General features: G+C 61.3%; 14 protein-coding genes. 8 read left to right on the forward strand and 6 right to left on the reverse strand.

Annotated features, from left to right (window positions below; all coding sequences use genetic code 11):
• Positions 1–209: 209 nt before the first annotated feature.
• Positions 210–1,859 (forward strand): choline dehydrogenase, encoded by a 1,650-nt coding sequence (gene betA / locus CFBP5499_RS03170; protein WP_080825647.1) that lies wholly within the window; start codon positions 210–212, stop codon positions 1,857–1,859.
• A 3-nt stretch (positions 1,860–1,862) separates the two neighbouring features.
• On the opposite strand, the gene CFBP5499_RS03175 is transcribed toward betA, so the two are convergent.
• Positions 1,863–2,162, reverse strand: a complete 300-nt coding sequence (locus tag CFBP5499_RS03175; RefSeq protein WP_080825645.1) for a type II toxin-antitoxin system RelE/ParE family toxin — start codon at positions 2,160–2,162, stop codon at positions 1,863–1,865.
• Positions 2,159–2,434, reverse strand: a complete 276-nt coding sequence (locus tag CFBP5499_RS03180; protein WP_006312252.1) for a YlcI/YnfO family protein — start codon at positions 2,432–2,434, stop codon at positions 2,159–2,161. Before CFBP5499_RS03180 ends, CFBP5499_RS03175 begins: the two co-directional genes overlap by 4 nt.
• Positions 2,435–2,581: 147 nt before the next feature.
• Here CFBP5499_RS03180 and CFBP5499_RS03185 point away from each other — a divergent pair, with 147 nt between their 5' ends.
• On the forward strand, positions 2,582–3,925 hold the full coding sequence (locus CFBP5499_RS03185; protein WP_173986438.1) for a chloride channel protein: 1,344 nt from the start codon (positions 2,582–2,584) through the stop codon (positions 3,923–3,925).
• Positions 3,926–3,929: 4 nt separating this feature from the next.
• On the opposite strand, the gene CFBP5499_RS03190 is transcribed toward CFBP5499_RS03185, so the two are convergent.
• The gene (locus CFBP5499_RS03190) at positions 3,930–4,682 is read right to left on the reverse strand and encodes a DUF3750 domain-containing protein (RefSeq protein WP_173986439.1); all 753 of its coding nucleotides are present in this window, start codon (positions 4,680–4,682) and stop codon (positions 3,930–3,932) included.
• Positions 4,683–4,755: 73 nt separating this feature from the next.
• On the opposite strand from CFBP5499_RS03190, the gene CFBP5499_RS03195 reads away from it, so the two are divergent.
• Positions 4,756–5,754 (forward strand): asparaginase, encoded by a 999-nt coding sequence (locus tag CFBP5499_RS03195; protein WP_080825641.1) that lies wholly within the window; start codon positions 4,756–4,758, stop codon positions 5,752–5,754.
• A gap of 137 nt (positions 5,755–5,891) precedes the next feature.
• On the forward strand, positions 5,892–6,512 hold the full coding sequence (locus CFBP5499_RS03200; RefSeq protein WP_080825639.1) for a glutathione S-transferase family protein: 621 nt from the start codon (positions 5,892–5,894) through the stop codon (positions 6,510–6,512).
• A 144-nt stretch (positions 6,513–6,656) separates the two neighbouring features.
• On the opposite strand, the gene CFBP5499_RS03205 is transcribed toward CFBP5499_RS03200, so the two are convergent.
• A complete protein-coding gene (locus CFBP5499_RS03205) occupies positions 6,657–7,316 on the reverse strand; it encodes a glutathione S-transferase family protein (protein ID WP_080825637.1) in 660 nt (219 codons plus the stop codon).
• Between the two features lie 84 nt (positions 7,317–7,400).
• The gene (locus CFBP5499_RS03210; RefSeq protein WP_080827430.1) at positions 7,401–7,916 is read right to left on the reverse strand and encodes a MarR family winged helix-turn-helix transcriptional regulator; all 516 of its coding nucleotides are present in this window, start codon (positions 7,914–7,916) and stop codon (positions 7,401–7,403) included.
• Positions 7,917–8,057: 141 nt separating this feature from the next.
• Between CFBP5499_RS03210 and CFBP5499_RS03215 the strand changes: the two genes are divergently transcribed.
• The 4 genes from CFBP5499_RS03215 to CFBP5499_RS03230 all read left to right on the forward strand — a co-directional run bounded on the left by CFBP5499_RS03215 (position 8,058) and on the right by CFBP5499_RS03230 (position 13,586).
• Complete coding sequence (locus CFBP5499_RS03215) at positions 8,058–9,587, forward strand: MDR family MFS transporter (protein ID WP_175416599.1); 1,530 nt, start codon at positions 8,058–8,060, stop codon at positions 9,585–9,587.
• A 271-nt stretch (positions 9,588–9,858) separates the two neighbouring features.
• A complete protein-coding gene (locus CFBP5499_RS03220; RefSeq protein ID WP_175416757.1) occupies positions 9,859–10,869 on the forward strand; it encodes a ligase-associated DNA damage response exonuclease in 1,011 nt (336 codons plus the stop codon).
• A 1-nt stretch (position 10,870) separates the two neighbouring features.
• Entirely contained in the window at positions 10,871–12,496 is a 1,626-nt protein-coding gene (locus CFBP5499_RS03225) for a cisplatin damage response ATP-dependent DNA ligase (RefSeq protein ID WP_080825635.1), read from the forward strand.
• Positions 12,497–12,620: 124 nt separating this feature from the next.
• The gene (locus tag CFBP5499_RS03230; protein ID WP_080825633.1) at positions 12,621–13,586 is read left to right on the forward strand and encodes an alpha/beta hydrolase family protein; all 966 of its coding nucleotides are present in this window, start codon (positions 12,621–12,623) and stop codon (positions 13,584–13,586) included.
• A gap of 74 nt (positions 13,587–13,660) precedes the next feature.
• Here CFBP5499_RS03230 and CFBP5499_RS03235 read toward each other — a convergent pair whose 3' ends face one another.
• Entirely contained in the window at positions 13,661–16,429 is a 2,769-nt protein-coding gene (locus tag CFBP5499_RS03235) for a heavy metal translocating P-type ATPase (RefSeq protein ID WP_080825631.1), read from the reverse strand.
• Between the last annotated feature and the right edge of the window lie 97 nt (positions 16,430–16,526).

Consider the following 16,526-nt stretch of genomic DNA (forward strand, 5'->3'; position numbering starts at 1 on the left):
CGAGTGTGGCTCACCCCCCTCTGTCCTGCCGGACATCTCCCCCACAAGGGGGGAGATCGACGCGAGGCGAGGTGCCGCCCATCTCGACGTTTGAGATTGAAGTGACAAACGAGCGTCTTGCCGATCTCCCTCCTTGTGGGGGAGATGCCCGGCAGGGCAGAGGGGGGTAAGCCCCACCCAGAACCGGAACCCTCGGGAGAGAAACGGTAATGCAAGCAGATTACGTCATCGTCGGCTCCGGTTCCGCAGGCTCCGCCATCGCCTATCGCCTGTCGGAAGACGGCCGTTATTCCGTCATCGTCATTGAGGCCGGTGGGTCGGATTTCGGACCTTTCATCCAGATGCCGGCCGCACTTGCCTGGCCGATGAGCATGAAGCGTTACAATTGGGGTTATCTCTCCGAGCCCGAGCCCAATCTCGACAATCGCCGCATCACCGCACCGCGCGGCAAGGTCATCGGCGGCTCGTCCTCCATCAACGGCCTCGTTTACGTGCGCGGCCATGCCGAGGATTTCAACCGCTGGGAGGAACTGGGCGCGCACGGCTGGGCCTATGCGGATGTGCTGCCTTACTTCAAGCGCATGGAACACAGCCATGGCGGCGAAGAGGGCTGGCGCGGCACGGATGGGCCGCTGCATGTGCAGCGCGGACCTGTCAGCAACCCGCTTTTCCACGCCTTCATTCAGGCAGGAGCACAGGCCGGTTTCGAACTGACAGACGATTATAACGGCTCCAAACAGGAAGGTTTCGGCCTGATGGAGCAGACTATCCATAATGGCCGCCGCTGGTCCGCCGCCAATGCCTATCTGCGGCCCGCACTGAAACGCGGCAACGTGACGCTGGTCAGCGGTTTTGCCCGCAGGATCGTCATCGAGAATGGCCGTGCCGTGGGTGTCGAAATCGAGCGCAGGGGCGTGGTGGAAACCATCAAGGCCGGTCGCGAGGTCGTCGTTTCGGCTTCCTCCTTCAACTCGCCGAAATTGCTGATGCTCTCGGGTATCGGCCCCGCCGCCCATCTGAAAGACATGGGCATCGAGGTGAAGGCGGATCGCCCCGGTGTCGGGGCAAATCTTCAGGACCATATGGAGTTTTATTTCCAGCAGGTCTCAACCAAGCCGGTCTCGCTCTATTCCTGGCTGCCCTGGTTCTGGCAGGGCGTGGCCGGTGCGCAATGGTTGCTGTCGAAAGGCGGGCTCGGTGCTTCCAACCAGTTCGAGGCCTGCGCCTTCCTGCGCTCCGCGCCGGGGCTGAAACAGCCTGATATCCAGTATCATTTCCTGCCCGTCGCCATTTCCTATGACGGCAAGGCGGCGGCGAAAAGCCATGGTTTTCAGGTGCATGTGGGATTTAACCTGTCGAAATCACGCGGTAACGTCACGCTTCGCTCCGCCGATCCAACGGACGATCCGGTCATTCGCTTCAACTATATGAGCCATCCGGAAGACTGGGAGAAATTCCGCCATTGCGTGCGCCTGACGCGCGAAATTTTCGGCCAGAGGGCCTTTGACGATTTTCGCGGGCCGGAAATCCAGCCGGGTGAAAACATCGAGACGGACGAACAGATCGACGCCTTTTTGCGGGAGCATCTGGAAAGCGCCTATCACCCCTGCGGCACCTGCCGGATGGGAGATCGCGACGATCCGATGGCGGTGGTCGACCCGGAATGCCGGGTGATCGGCGTGGAGGGACTGAGGGTCGCTGACAGCTCGATCTTCCCGCATGTGACCTACGGCAACCTGAACGGCCCGTCGATCATGACGGGTGAGAAGGCCGCGGACCACATTCTCGGCAAAACGCCGCTGCCGCGTTCCAATCAGGAACCATGGGTGAACCCGCGCGCGGCCGTCAGCGACCGCTGAGGGTCAATGGTAATCATCCTCGCGCTGGTGGCGGATCGCGAGGATTGTTACTTTTTCGGCACTTTCTATCTCAAAAAGAATGACATAGCCTGACGAGCCAAATGGAATAAGAAACTCCCTCAGAAAGGGATTTTCTGCATCGACTTTCCGGCAGCTCAGCGGAAAATCTGCAAGTGCGGCAATTCCTTTTTCGATGGCCCTGTAGGCTCGCTTCGCCGCATATTTGTCCTGGCGAAGCAGATGGGCATAGAGGCGTGTTATATTGTCGCGCGCTCTGTCGGCAAGAAAAACCTGATATGTCACTTGTCGTTGTCTTCAGCAAGCTTTTCGTCGAGCATAGCCTTCAGCTCCGCAAGAACGTCCTCGGCTTTGTGATAGACGCCCGTTCGCTTGGATTCTTCGCGCGCTGCAAGCCCCTGCTTGATGAACTCCGCCTGAGATTTACGGATTTCCACCTGCTTGCGCACGGCTTCTTCCATAAATGCCGAAAGTGTCTCGCCGTCCTTCAGCACGCTTTCGGCTGCCTCGCGAAAATCCGCCGTCACCCGCAGCGAAGGAATTGTTGCAGTTTTCATGGATCTTCTCCCTGCGTTGCAATTGCGATGCACAAGATCGGTCATCGGCAGCGATAAGTCAAATGCAAAACCTTGCAATCGCGGGCCTCGAGGCAGATAAACGGGCTTCCCGTTTGACGAAAACCAAAATTACCGATCCGGATCGCCATGCCCGCCGACTACAAGAAGCTGAAAATGCTCCGCCGTTCCCGTGTCGTCTGGGGTTCCTGGCGGGTGTGGAAGCCAAGGGCGGTTTTCTGGGTTGGCGCGATTGCGGTCGGCATTATCAGCGTCGGTTTTGCCTGGGCTGCGGATCGCGCCCAGCATCTTTTCTTCGCGGCCACATCATCCGGCGAATGGGCGTTTCTGTTGCCGCTCATCATCACGCCACTCGGCTTCACACTCTGCGCCTGGCTTGCGATCTCGGTTTTTCCCAATGCCGGTGGCAGCGGCATTCCACAGGCCATTGCCGCACGGCACCTGCGCGACGATGCGGACCGTTCGCGGCTTCTGTCGCTGAAACTCGCTTTCGGCAAGGTGGTGCTGACAGTGGCCGGCCTTCTCTCCGGCGCTTCCATCGGACGTGAAGGGCCGACCGTTCAGGTTGGGGCCTCCATCATGCTGCAGGCCGCCCGATGGGGCGGCATGGCACAGGCGAAGGGTCTCATCCTCGCCGGCTCGGCGGCCGGCATTGCGGCGGCCTTCAACACGCCGCTTGCAGGCATCGTCTTTGCCATTGAGGAAATGAGCAAGACCTATGAATCTCGCGCCAACGGCCTTGTACTGACCGCCGTCATTCTCTCCGGTCTTGCGTCGCTCGCACTGGTTGGCAGCTATACCTATTTCGGCACCAGTTCGGTCATGGCGAAAACGACGATGGACTGGCTGCTGGTGCTGATCTGCGGTGTTGGCGGCGGCGCATTTGGCGCCTTGTTCAGCGCTGGTGCCCTGCGTCTGTCCGCGCGTATCCGCCGTTTTGCACAGGCCATGCCGCTGAAACGGATGCTCGCGGTCGCCGCCGCCTGCGGCCTTGCCTCCGCCGTGATCGGCATTGCGACAGGCGGCGCGACCTTCGGCACGGGCTACGAACAGGCAAGGGCGGCGATCGAAGGGGAGGCCGCGCCTGCCTTCTTCTTCATCGAAAAGCTGGCGGCGACTTTCCTCGCCATGATGTCGGGCATTCCCGGCGGCATCTTCGCGCCGTCCCTGTCGGTAGGGGCGGGTTTCGGCAGCACCATGGCCGGTCTGCTCGGCACCAGCATCGGCCTTGGCGCCATCGTCGGCATGGCGGGATATTTCGCCGGCGTCGTGCAGGCGCCGATGACGGCCTTCGTCATCATTCTCGAAATGACCGGCAATCATGAAGGCGTCATTCCCATCATGGTTGCGGCAATGCTCGGATATCTCACCTCGCGGCTTTTCTCGCGGGAGCCGCTTTATCACGGCCTGTCGCGCGTCTTCGTCGCTCAGAGCATTCGCGCCCGGCGTGCCGCTCAGGCCAGCGAAACGTGACGGCTTACGCCCGGATTCCCGCGACGCCGAAATAACCGAGGCCCGGTATCTTCACGCCGGGCCGGCCGAAATCAATGCCGGCGACGAGACCGAGGAAATTGACCTCGAAACCGCTGCGGGCGCCGGCCGAAATGCCGAACAGCCCGCCAAGCGAGATGCTCGCATCCTTCCAGTCATCGGCAATGTGGTAAAATGCGCCGTCCGGCAGATAGTCGCGGCCGACGGCATCCGGCGGCAGCACGACGCCCAGTTCCGGCACGCTGCGCAGCACATGGGCGACGAAAGTGTTGGAGTTGGGGCCGGGATAGATGCGATAACCGCCGGGTTTGCCATAGGGGTAATCGGCAATGGCCTTCTCGATCTTCGGGATCAGCCGCTCGGCTTCCGCACCATGAATGGCAACCACCTCGCGCGGAGTATTCGAATACCAGAAGGCATCTGCCGCATAGCCATTATGCCGGATAGGCATGCCCCAGCCCACCTTGTCGTAGCGGTCATAGGTGGTGGCGCCGGGTTTCTTCAGCACGACCCAGGCATGGCTGGCGACGGAACCCTTGAACCCTCCCGTCATGGCGGAAAAGACGTAGACGGCCGCTTGCCCGTCTTTTGTGGGTTGAGGCAATATTCCGGAGGAAGACCAGCGTGCGCTGTTCCAACCGCGTGGGTGGTCTTTCATCGCCCACAAGCCCGCCGACGCCAACGCCGGCAGCAGATATATAATGGCAATCGCCAGCAGCAGACGTTTTGCAAATTTCACTGACAGCCCCGTGCATCGAAAAATCAATTGCGGTATCAACGACATAAAATCAGAACTTTTTGAGGCTGAGAGAATGAACAATTCCGTTACCGTCGAAGTCACCCGCGGCAATCTTGTGGAAAGCCGCCATCACGGCCTTGCCGTGGTGGTGGATGGCGATGGCGGCGTGCTGTTTTCAGCTGGCGATATCGAGCGCGGCATCTTTCCGCGTTCCGCCTGCAAGGCCATGCAGGCGCTGCCGCTGGTGGAAAGCGGTGCTGCGGATGCCTATCAATTCGGCAACCGCGAACTGGCGCTCGCCTGTTCTTCCCATTCCGGCGAGGACGCCCATGTGGAACTCGCCGCCGCCATGCTTGCCAAAGCGGGCCGGGATGTCGAGACGCTGGAATGCGGCGCGCATTGGTCCTCGGACCAGAAGACCATCATCCATCAGGCCCGCACGCTGGAAAAGCCGACGGCGCTTCACAATAATTGCTCCGGCAAACATTCCGGCTTCATCTGCGCCTGCTGCCACACCGGCACGGATCCGAAAGGGTATGTCGGTTACGATCATCCCCTCCAGAGGCAAATCCGCGCCACGATGGAGAGCTTGACGGGAGCGGCGCTCGGCCATGATAATTGCGGCGTGGATGGCTGCTCAATTCCCACCTATGCCGTGCCGCTCAAGGGGCTGGCGCATGGTTTCGCAAAAATGGCGACGGGCAGGGGGCTTGAGACAGAACGCGCGAAAGCCTCGCGCCGCCTCATCGAGGCCTGCATGGCGGAGCCCTTTTACGTTGCAGGCACGGGTCGCACCTGCACGAAGCTGATGCAGATAGCGCCCGGCAAGATTTTCGCCAAGACCGGGGCGGAAGGCGTTTTCATCGCCGCCCTGCCGGATCAGGGGATTGCCATGGCGGTGAAATGCGAAGACGGCACGACACGTGCTGCCGAAGCCATGGTCACGGCGTTGCTTGCGCGTTATTTCGATGAAGGCAGCGCCGAGCAGCAGGCGCTGAGCGGCATGGCCAACCGACAGATGCGCAACTGGAACGGCATCCATGTCGGCGATATCCGCGTCGTCGGGCTTTAAATAACCTTTGACGCGACCGTTTGCCGGCACGATGATGAGGTGCCCTGCGCGTGACGGCCATCCCATGGCCGCTGGCAGGGCGGCGTCCGCATGAGAAACAAGGTGGGCGCTCTCATCGCTTTGGAGGTCGCATATCCATGTTCACACTGTTTTTCTCCCCCGGTTCCTGCTCCCGCGCCAGCCATATCGTGCTTGAGGAATCCGGCCTGCCTTACAAGGCCCACCGCGTGAATTTCGCGGAGGGCGAGCAACGCTCAGAGGCATTTCTAAAGATCAATCCCAAGGGCCGCGTGCCGGCACTGGCCACGGCGAGTGGAGTGCTGACGGAGACGCCCGCCATCCTCGCCTTCATCGCCCAGATGGCGCCCGAGAAGAAGCTCGCGCCGCTCGACGATCCCTTCGAATTCGCGCTGATGCAGTCCTTCAATGCCTTCATCTCCTCCACCGTGCATGTCGCCCATGCGCATGGCCGGCGCGGCAGCCGGTGGGCGAGTGAGGATAGCTCGCTTGCGGACATGAAGGCCAAGGTGCCGCAGACCATGGGAGATTGCTTCGAACTGATCGAGCACGGCATGCTGCACGGCCCATGGGTTCTGGGCACGGCCTATTCGGTGGCCGATCCCTACCTCTTCGTCATGTCCGGCTGGCTGGAAAGCGATGGCGTGGATATTGCCCGCTTCCCGAGAGTGCACGACCACTTCCGCCGCATGAACGACCGCCCGGCGGTGCAGCGGGCGCTGGAGGGGGAGAGGGGCTGAAACCCCTGGCTTCGTCATCCTCGGGCTTGTCCCGAGGATCTGCAACCGATTGATTTTATTCGACGTGATTGGATCCTCGGCACAGGGCCGAGGATGACGTCGTGGGGATGTTTACCGTTCCCAGCCTGCGTCAAAAAACGGCGCTCAAGCCGCCTCGGCCGTCCGGCTGTCCCACATGGATTTGAACGCCGTGCGCGCCTGGCAGCGGTCCAGCCAGACCTTCACTGCCGGATGGGCATCGAACAGCGGCTTGTGGCCCTGCGCGTAACGGACGATTTCCGCCGCGTTGAGGTCGGCCACGGTGAAGCGGTCGCCAACCAGATAATCATGGCTGGCGAGATGCTGTTCCAGCACCCGGAATGGGCGTCTCAGAAGACGTGCGGCGACATCGATCACTGCCTTGCCGGCATCGCTTTCCGACAGGCCTTCGGCGATGGCGGAGGAAATCTTCAGGGAATTGCTCTCGATTTCGGTCGCTGCGAAGAAGGACCATTGCAGCATCGCCGCATCTTCCTTCAGATCGACCGGGGCGAGCGGCCCGCCATATTTGCGGGCGAGATAGAGATTGATCGCCATGGATTCATAAAGCACCATGCCGTCATCTTCGATGCAGGGAATGGTGCCCATCGGGTTGACGGCGAGAAACGCGGGCGACAGCGTGTTGAGCGGTGCGTCGGCGGCGAGCGGATCGGCAAGGCGGCGCGCCTGTATGACAGGCACATGCTTGAACTCTATGCCGAGTTCCCCTGCGAGCCACAACGTGCGCGTGGCGCGGGAACGGTAGACACCGTAAATCGTCAACATCGAAATTACCCCTTCAACCGGTTCGATTGCGGGGCACGTTACGGTCTCGTGGATTTAAAGTGAAGTTGTGGATGTCAGGGGCACCTATGATTTTTTCTGATCCGTGAGCACGTCCACATCCGGCGACAGCCGGTTTTCGAAACGGTCGATGAACCGCTCGAACAGGCGGGCGAATGTCTCCACATCTTCCGCCGGCCAGCCATCCATCACATCTTCGATGACGCTCATCTTGGTCCGGCGCATTTCCTGTAAAAGACTGGTGCCAAGCGGCGTGATCTCGACGATGCTGCGGCGGCCATCCTCCTGCGAGACGCCACGTTTCAGCAGGCCGCGCCCGACCATATCAGCGACGACACGGCTGCCGCGCGAGGGATCGATGCGCATGCCCTCGGCAATAGCACCCACGGTAACATCACCTTCCGCACGGCGCAGAATGTCGAGAACATCGATATGGGACAATTCGAGACCCGGAGCGAGCTTGGCAAGCGCCATGCGGCCGATGATGCGGCGGCCGATCATGATGCGCATGCGCGTCATCGTATTGCCGATCCGCTTGATGTCCTCGGGCAAATCCTCGTTCCAGTCTTCCTCACTTGCCACGCTTCGCCATTCCTTTCGATGCCGGTTTCCGATCACATTTAGCCGGAATAGCACGGATGTCAAAAACTTGCCATTGACATATATGTGCTGATAGCACACAAATTGCCGCAGTAAAACCGCCGGAAGCCAACGAGATTTTTCATGGATATGTCCACCGCCCCCGTGGCGCCGCTTGTGTCGGATCATCGGCGCAGGCTCATCGTCTTTCTGTTTCTGATGCTGGCCATGTTCATGGCCACGCTCGACAACCAGATCGTATCGACAGCGCTTCCCACCATCGTCGGTGAATTCGGTGCGCTGGAGCGTTTCGGCTGGATCGGCTCGGCCTATCTTCTGGCGACCAGCGCGGTCATGCCCGTTTATGGCAAGCTCGGCGATCTCTTCGGGCGCAAATATGTGATGATCGCGGCGGTCGTCATCTTCACACTCGGCTCGCTCGCCTGCGGTCTCGCCTGGTCGATGGACTCACTGATTGCCGCTCGCGTGTTGCAGGGTCTTGGCGGCGGCGGCATCATGGTGTCGATCTTCTCCGTCAATGCGGATCTGTTCGAGCCGCGCGAACGCGCGCGCTACCAAAGCTATTCCAGCCTCACCATCATGGCATCGGGCAGTGTCGGCCCGATCCTCGGCGGTACGATGAGCGACCTGTTCGGCTGGCGGTCGATCTTCCTCATCAATCTGCCGCTCGGCATTATCGTCATTGCAGGACTGGCACTGATGCTGCCTTACCGCCGCCCGGCGCGACAGCCGAAGATCGATTATCTCGGCGCCGTCCTTCTCGCCGCCACCATTGCCAGCGTGGTGTTCTGGGCGGATAGTAGCGAATTGTTCGGCTCGCTGATTGCCGGCCCCAGCCTCGGCATCATCGCCTTCGCCGTCATCGCCGCCTTCCTGTGGGTGCAGGTGGAGCGCCGCGCGCCGGAACCGGTCGTGCCGCTGCGCCTCTTCAAGGACAGCACCTTTCCGCTGTTGATGATCGTCTCGCTGACCAGCGGCGGCATCGGTATCGGCATGGTCAATTATTACGCCCTGTTCCTGCAGACCACGACCGGGCTTTCGCCCTCCCATGCGGGCCTGTTCTTCATCGCCGTCACCGGTGGCATCGTCATGGGCTCGCTTTCGGCCGGGCGGCTGATTTCCATCACCGGCGTCTACAAGCCCTTCTCGGTGGCCGGCCTCACCATCAATGTCATAGCTATGCTGCTCTTTACGCAGATGCATGCCGGAACGCCGCTTTGGCTGATTGCCGTGCTGATGCTCGCACAGGGTTTTGCCGTCGGCCTCGGCCAGCAGGCGCCGATCATCGGCGTGCAGAATTCCGCCCCGAAGGCCGATATCGGCGCGGCGAGCGGCGCGGTGACCCTGACCCGCATGGGTGGTGCTGCCATTGCCATTTCGGTCTATGGCGCCATCGTGTCGTCGAGCCTGAAAGGTGTCGCGATCGATATTCCCGGTGTCGGCAGGATCGAAGAACTGACGCCGAAAATGCTCGCCGAACTGCCCGCCGCCTCCCAGGCCGCCGTCGCCTCGCTCTATTCGGATGCCTTCACGCCGCTGTTTTTTGCGGCCGCGGCAACTGCGGCCATCGGCCTCGCTGCGGCGCTGATGTTGAAACCGGTACGCCTGCCGGCGGCGGTTGAAGCGAAGCCGGCGGAAGCGGCGGGGGAGTAGCAAGATCGGCGGACGGTTGCGAAACGCTGGTTTTGTGCTGAAACCTCTCCTCCGTCATACCGGCCTTGTGCCAGTATCCAGTCAGCCCAAGTCCTTGGGCTGAAAGAACCCTTCCCGCCGCGCAGACGCGTGGCTGCTCGATTCCGGCTCGAGGCCGGAATGACGGGAGATGCTCAGCAAAACAAAAACACCGCCACTGGAAATTTAACGCCCGTTCCGCGTTATGCTCGCAGCACTTTACATTCGCGCGGGCGGCCCTATCTCAATGAATATGAAGCCGGAACAGCTGTTGAATTCCACGCCGAAGGGGCTTTATTGCCCGGCGGGCGATTTTTATATCGATCCCGTGCGGCCGGTTGAGCGGGCGCTCATCACCCATGGCCATTCCGATCACGCCCGTGCCGGCCATGGCGCAGTGCTGGCCACCCGCCAGACGCTCGATATCATGCGCATCCGGTATGGCGAGGATTTCTGCGGCAGCGAGCAGGCGGTCGCGTTCGGTGAGACGGTGGAGGTGAACGGTGTCACCGTCGGTTTCCATCCGGCGGGGCATGTTCTGGGCTCCGCACAAATTTCCGTTGAAATGAATGGCCTGCGCATCGTCGCCTCGGGTGATTACAAGCGCGGCATCGACCCCACCTGCGCGCCCTTCGAGACGGTGCCGTGCGACGTTTTCATCACCGAGGCTACCTTCGGCCTACCGGTGTTTCACCACCCGCTGCCGCGCGTGGAAATAGGCAAGCTGCTCACCTCCATCAAACAATTTCCCGAACGCACCCATCTCGTCGGGGCCTATTCGCTCGGCAAGGCGCAACGTGTCATCCGGCTATTGCGCGATAATGGTTATGCCGATCCCATCTATATTCACGGCGCACTGGCTCGGCTTTGCGATTATTACGTCTCTGAGGGCATCGATCTCGGTGATCTCAGGCCCGCGACAGTGGAAAAAAGCAACCCCGCCGACTTCAGGGGCGCCATCGTCGTCGGCCCGCCCTCCGCCTTTCAGGAGCGCTGGGCGCGACGTTTCAACGAGCCGCTAATCGCCTTTGCCTCAGGCTGGATGATGGTGCGGCAGCGCGCGAAGCAGGGCGGCGTGGAACTGCCGCTGGTCATATCGGACCATTGCGACTGGCCGGAACTGCTGGAGACCATCAGGGAAATCGGCCCGCAGGCCGTCTGGGTCACGCATGGCCGGGAGGAGGCGCTGGTGCGCTGGTGCGAATTGCAGGGCATCGCCGCCAAGCCGCTGCATCTTGTCGGTTATGAGGACGAGGGGGATTGAGATGAAAGCCTTCGCCACCCTTCTTGATCGCCTTGTCCTCACGCCATCGCGCAATGGCAAGCTGAAGCTGCTGACCGATTATTTCCGCGATACGCCCGATCCCGACCGGGGTTACGGTCTGGCGGCAATTGCCGGCACGCTGGACCTCAAGAGCGTCAAACCGGCCATGCTGCGCGAGCTGGTGCTGGAGCGTATGGACGAGGTGCTGTTCCGTTATTCCTATGATTATGTCGGCGATCTCGCCGAGACCATTTCGCTGGTCTGGGGCAATATCGGCGGTGCCGATGACGCCGAGGCACAGGATCCGCGCCTCGGCGATGTCGTGGCGCTGATGAATTCGCTGGGGCGTACCGAGGTGCGCGGTGCGGTGCGCGATCTGCTCGACCGGCTGGATACGTCCTCGCGTTTCGCCTTCCTCAAACTCGCCACCGGCAGCCTGCGCATCGGCGTTTCAGCGCGTTTGGCGAGGCAGGCTCTGGCGGATTTTGCGGATAAGGATATCACCGAAATCGAGACCCTCTGGCACGGTCTGACACCGCCCTATATGCCACTTTTTGCCTGGCTGGAGGGAAAATCCGACCGACCGGTGCTGGCCACACCCGCCATCTTCCATTCGGTGATGCTGGCAACGCCGGTGGCCGATGGCGATCTCGATGCGCTCGACCCCGCCGATTATGCAGCGGAGTGGAAATGGGACGGCATTCGTGTGCAATTGTCCCGCGCCGGGGAGACGCGCAAACTTTATTCCCGCTCCGGCGACGATATTTCCGGCGCCTTTCCCGACGTGCTTGACGCCATCGATTTCGAAGGCGTTATGGATGGCGAATTGCTGATTGGCGGGACAGTGCGGTCCAACAATCTCACCCGCACCTTCTCGGATCTGCAGCAGCGGCTGAACCGCAAGACGGTGACGGCAAAGATGCGGGATGACTATCCGGCTTTCATCCGCGCCTACGATCTGCTGTTCGAGGGCGAGAGCGACATTCGCGCGCAAACCTATCTGGAGCGCCGCGGCCGGCTGTCTGATATCATCGAGCGCGCGCCGCATGACCGCTTCGACCTCTCGCCGCTGATCGGCTTTTCCAGCTGGTCGGAACTGGACACGCTGCGCGCCGCGCCGCCCGATCCTGTTATCGAGGGGGTGATGATCAAGCGCCGCGACAGCACCTATCAGGCCGGGCGCGCCAAGGGCCCCTGGTTCAAGTGGAAACGCGACCCCTATAATATCGACGCCGTGATGATGTATGCCCAGCGCGGCCACGGCAAAAGGTCGAGCTATTATTCCGATTTCACCTTCGGCGTCTGGGCGGAAGGCGAGGATGGCGAACAGCTCGTGCCCGTGGGCAAGGCCTATTTCGGTTTCACCGACGCGGAACTGGAAGTGCTGGACAAGTTCGTGCGCGATAATACCGTCGAGCGTTTCGGCCCGGTGCGGGCGGTGCGGGCCACACCGGATTTCGGTTTCGTGCTGGAGGTGGCCTTTGAGGGCATCAATCGCTCCACCCGCCACAAGTCAGGCGTCGCCATGCGCTTCCCGCGCATCGCCCGGCTGCGCGCCGACAAGCTGCCGGCTGAGGCGGACCGGCTTTCGACGCTGGTGGCGATGATCGATGGTGTGGAAGGGTAGGGCGGCTGTCCAGAAATTGCCATTATGGCTGCGAATACATTGTTGTCATTCGCGAATCCGTGATTGGACAGCTCCCCGCCGCAGTGCTGAACTGCTGTTACAACCATCCTCCTCAGGTGACCTTATGGCAGATAAACGCTTTCTTTCCTCAGCCTTCGCACAGGAAGAGAGCGGCACGACCTTCCCGAGCATGACCCGGCGAAGCCTGCTGGCCGGTGCCATGGGTCTGTCGGCGGCCGCATTTTTACCACCCCGCGCGAAAGCGGGCATTGTCACCCCCGAGGTGCTGCCGTTGGAACGGCAGGATTATGCGGAGGCGCGCAAACGGTTCCACACCCATCTGTTGCGAAAGATGGCCGCGCCGGAAAAATCCTCGGTCCTCGGCACTCCACCGGGGGCGGAACGTGTCATCTATCCGGGCGGCCCGGATGGTTCGATCGAGCTTGTCGCGTGGCTCTCCCATTACCAACCCTCAAAAACGCTGAAACCCGCGGTTCTGTTTCTCCACGGCGGCAACGCCACTGGCGATGGCCACTGGGCGCTGATGAAGCCCTATTGGGAAGCGGGCTATGTCGTGCTTTTACCGTCCTTCCGGGGCGAGAACGGCCAGAGCGGCAATTATTCCGGTTTTTACAACGAAACGGCGGATGCGCTGGCGGCGGCGACCTATCTGGAAAATCTCCCCGGCATCGACAGAAATCGGTTCTTCATCGCCGGCCATTCCAATGGCGGCACGCTGACGCTTCTGGCCGCCATGAGCCGCAGGTTCCGCGCTGCTGCACCAATCTCGGCGGGCGTCAATTCCTGGCGTTATTTCAACCGCTATAGCGATGAGATCTGTTTCGACGAGACCGATGAGCGCGAATTCATCATGCGCTCCTCCGTCTGCTTCGGTCCCAGCCTCAAATGTCCGGCGCTGCTTCTGCGCGGCACGGAGGAGCGGCCTTTTGATGCCGATCACCAGCTTTTCGTGGATCGGGCTCTGACATCCGGTTTCAAGGTCGACAAGAAACTGCTGGCCGGCACGCATAACGGCGTTGTTCCGGGCGCGGTTGAGGAGAGCATCCGCTTTTTCAATCAATTCACTTGAGAAGTTTAGGACCCGACCTCATCCCCGGAGGGACCGGGGATGAGGTGACGGAGATTTCATGCCCTTCGCAAACGTCAGGCGCTCTTCTTGAAGTAACCGAGCAGCCGCATGGCGTTTGCGGTCACCAGAACGGTGGCGCCCGTATCGGCGAAGACGGCGAGCCACAGGCCGGAAACGCCGGTGACGGTCGTGACCAGGAATACCGCCTTCAGGCCGAGCGCGATCGTCACGTTCTGGCGGATATTGCTCATGGTGGCGCGCGACAGGCCGATGAGGCGGGCGGCATCGCCGACATTGTTGCGCATCAGCGCCGCATCCGCCGCTTCCATCGCCACGTCGGTGCCGGAGCCGATGGCGACGCCGACGCTTGCCGCCGCAAGCGCCGGCGCATCGTTGATGCCGTCGCCCACCATGACAACGGTCTTCTTTTCGGCGAGCTTGCGGATTTCCTCGACCTTGTTCTGCGGCAGGAGTTCGCCGCGCGCCTCAAGACCCAGCTTGTTGCCGATGGCACGCGCTGTGCGGGCATTGTCACCCGACAGCATCAGCGAGGAAATACCCATATCCTTCAGCGCCTTGACGCCTTCTGCCGCATCCTTGCGCGGCTCGTCTCTCATGGCAAAGAGGCCGCTTGCTTCACCGCCGGCCATCACGACGGCCACCGTCTTGCCTTCGCTTTCCAGCGCGGAAATGCGATCGGCCAGTTCCTTCGAGAGGGTGCCGACCTCAGTTGCAAAGCGCGGTGCGCCGATGAACAGGTCTTTTCCGCCGACATTGCCCTGCATGCCGCGACCGGAAATCGCCTTGATGTTGGAACCGGGCAGGGGCTTCACGCCGCGCTTTTCGGCATGATTGACGATGGCGCGGGCCAGCGGATGGCTCGATTCATGCTCGATGGTCGCGGCTTGCGCAATCAGCGTGGCCTCGTTGCCGTCAAGCGCCACCACGTCAGTGACCACGGGTTCGCCGAGCGTCAGCGTGCCGGTCTTGTCGAAGGCGACGGTTTCGGTGCGCGCCAGCATCTCGATGACCGCGCCGCCCTTCACCAGCATGCCGTGGCGTGCCGCCGCCGAAAGGCTGGAGGCGATGGCCGCGGGAACGGAGATGACCAACGCGCAGGGGCAACCGATGAGAAGCAGGGCAAGACCGCGATAGATCCAGGTATCCCAGTCGCCGAGGCCCACGAGCGGTGGCACGACGATGGTGAGTGCGGAAATGGCCACAATCAGCGGCATGTAATAACGCGAGAAGCTCTGGATGAAGCGTTCCGTCGGCGCGCGGGCATCCTGGGCTTCCTCGACGAGCGTGATGATGCGGGCAATGGTGTTGTCTTCCGGCGCGCGGTCGACACGGATGCGCAGCGAGCCGTCATGGTTGATCGAACCGGCAAAGACGCGCGCGCCCTTTTCCTTGGCGACGGGAATGCTTTCGCCGGTCATCGGCGATTCATCGACGCTGGATTGACCGTCCATGACGACGCCATCGGCGGCGATGCGGTCGCCGGGGCGTGCCACGACCACCTGGCCGATGCGCACCTGATCGGCGGCGATCTGCCGAAGCGAGCCGTTTTCTTCCACCAGCGCCGTTTTCGGCAGCAGCGAACCGAGGGCCTTGATGCCGGAGCGTGCGCGGGCGGCCGCAAAACCTTCCAGCAATTCGCCGACGGAGAACAGCAGCACCACAATGGCCGCCTCTTCCGCCTCGCCGATGATGATCGCGCCGATGGCGGCAATCGTCATCAGCATCTCGATGGTGAAGACCGCGCCGAAACGGGCGGCATTAAAGGCATTTCTTGCGATCGGGAAAAGCGTGACAAGTGTGGCGATGATGAAGGCATAACCACCCCAGGCCGGGAAGCTCAGTTCCGCCGCATAGGCGACGGCGACCAGAATGGTGCCGGTAAAGGTGTTGCGCGCCTTTGCGGTGCGCCACCATGCGCCTTTTTCATCCGCGCCATGGGCATGCCCTATCTCGGCGCTCTGGCTTGCGGCGGCAGGTGCGGCAGCGTGTGAATGGCCCGCATGGTCGTGGCCGGAATGATCGTGACCTGAATGATCATGGCCGGAGTGATCGTGGTCATGCCCTTTGCAGGACTGGTGATCGTGTCTCGAATGGTCATGCGTCGCGTGGTCGTGCCCGGAATGGTCATGGCCTGAATGGTCATGGCCTGAATGATCATGCCCGGAATGATCATGATCATGATCGTGGTGGTGGCCGCCGCATGTCGCGTGGTCATGTTCGTGATTCCGATCCGGCGTCTTTTCGCGCGCGGTCTTTTCCTGCGGCAGCAGAGCGGGTTTGAAGCCGAGCTTGCGCAGCGTGTCCTCGATCTTTTCGACCGGGGTTTTGTTCTCGGCCAGCGAGAGGTTCAGCCTTTCGCGGGCAACGGAAACCTTGACGTCGCCGACGCCGGGCAGGCGGGAAAGCGCGGTTTCGATCTTGGCTGCGCAGCTGCCGCAATCCATGCCGCCGACCGAGAAGATCAACGCATTGTTCTTGTCAGCGACTGTTTCAGCCTCGTGATGGTGGTGGCCGCCGCAGGTGGAATGGTCGTGATGATCGGCCTCGACCTTTGCCTGCGGAGCCTTTTCGCGCGGCAGCAAAGCGGGCTTGAAGCCGAGCTTGCGCAGCGTATCCTCGATCTTTTCGACCGGGGTCTTGTTCTCGGCAAGCGAGAGGTTCAACCTTTCGCGGGCAACCGATACCTTGACGTCTGCAACGCCGGGCAGGCGCGAGAGCGCGGTTTCGATCTTCGCCGCACAGCTGCCGCAATCCATGCCGCCGACCGTGAAGGTCAGTTCCTCTGATTTCCCATTCAAACTGCCGCGTGTCGAAATATTCATGGTTCTCGCTCCTGAATTCCAGTCGACAGCCAATCTGACACCTCTAGCAACTAGAGCTTCAAGAGGAAAAATGCGGTTTTCCGATTTTTTTTAAAAA

It is taken from the genome of Agrobacterium tumefaciens (assembly GCF_005221325.1).
Lineage (GTDB): Bacteria > Pseudomonadota > Alphaproteobacteria > Rhizobiales > Rhizobiaceae > Agrobacterium.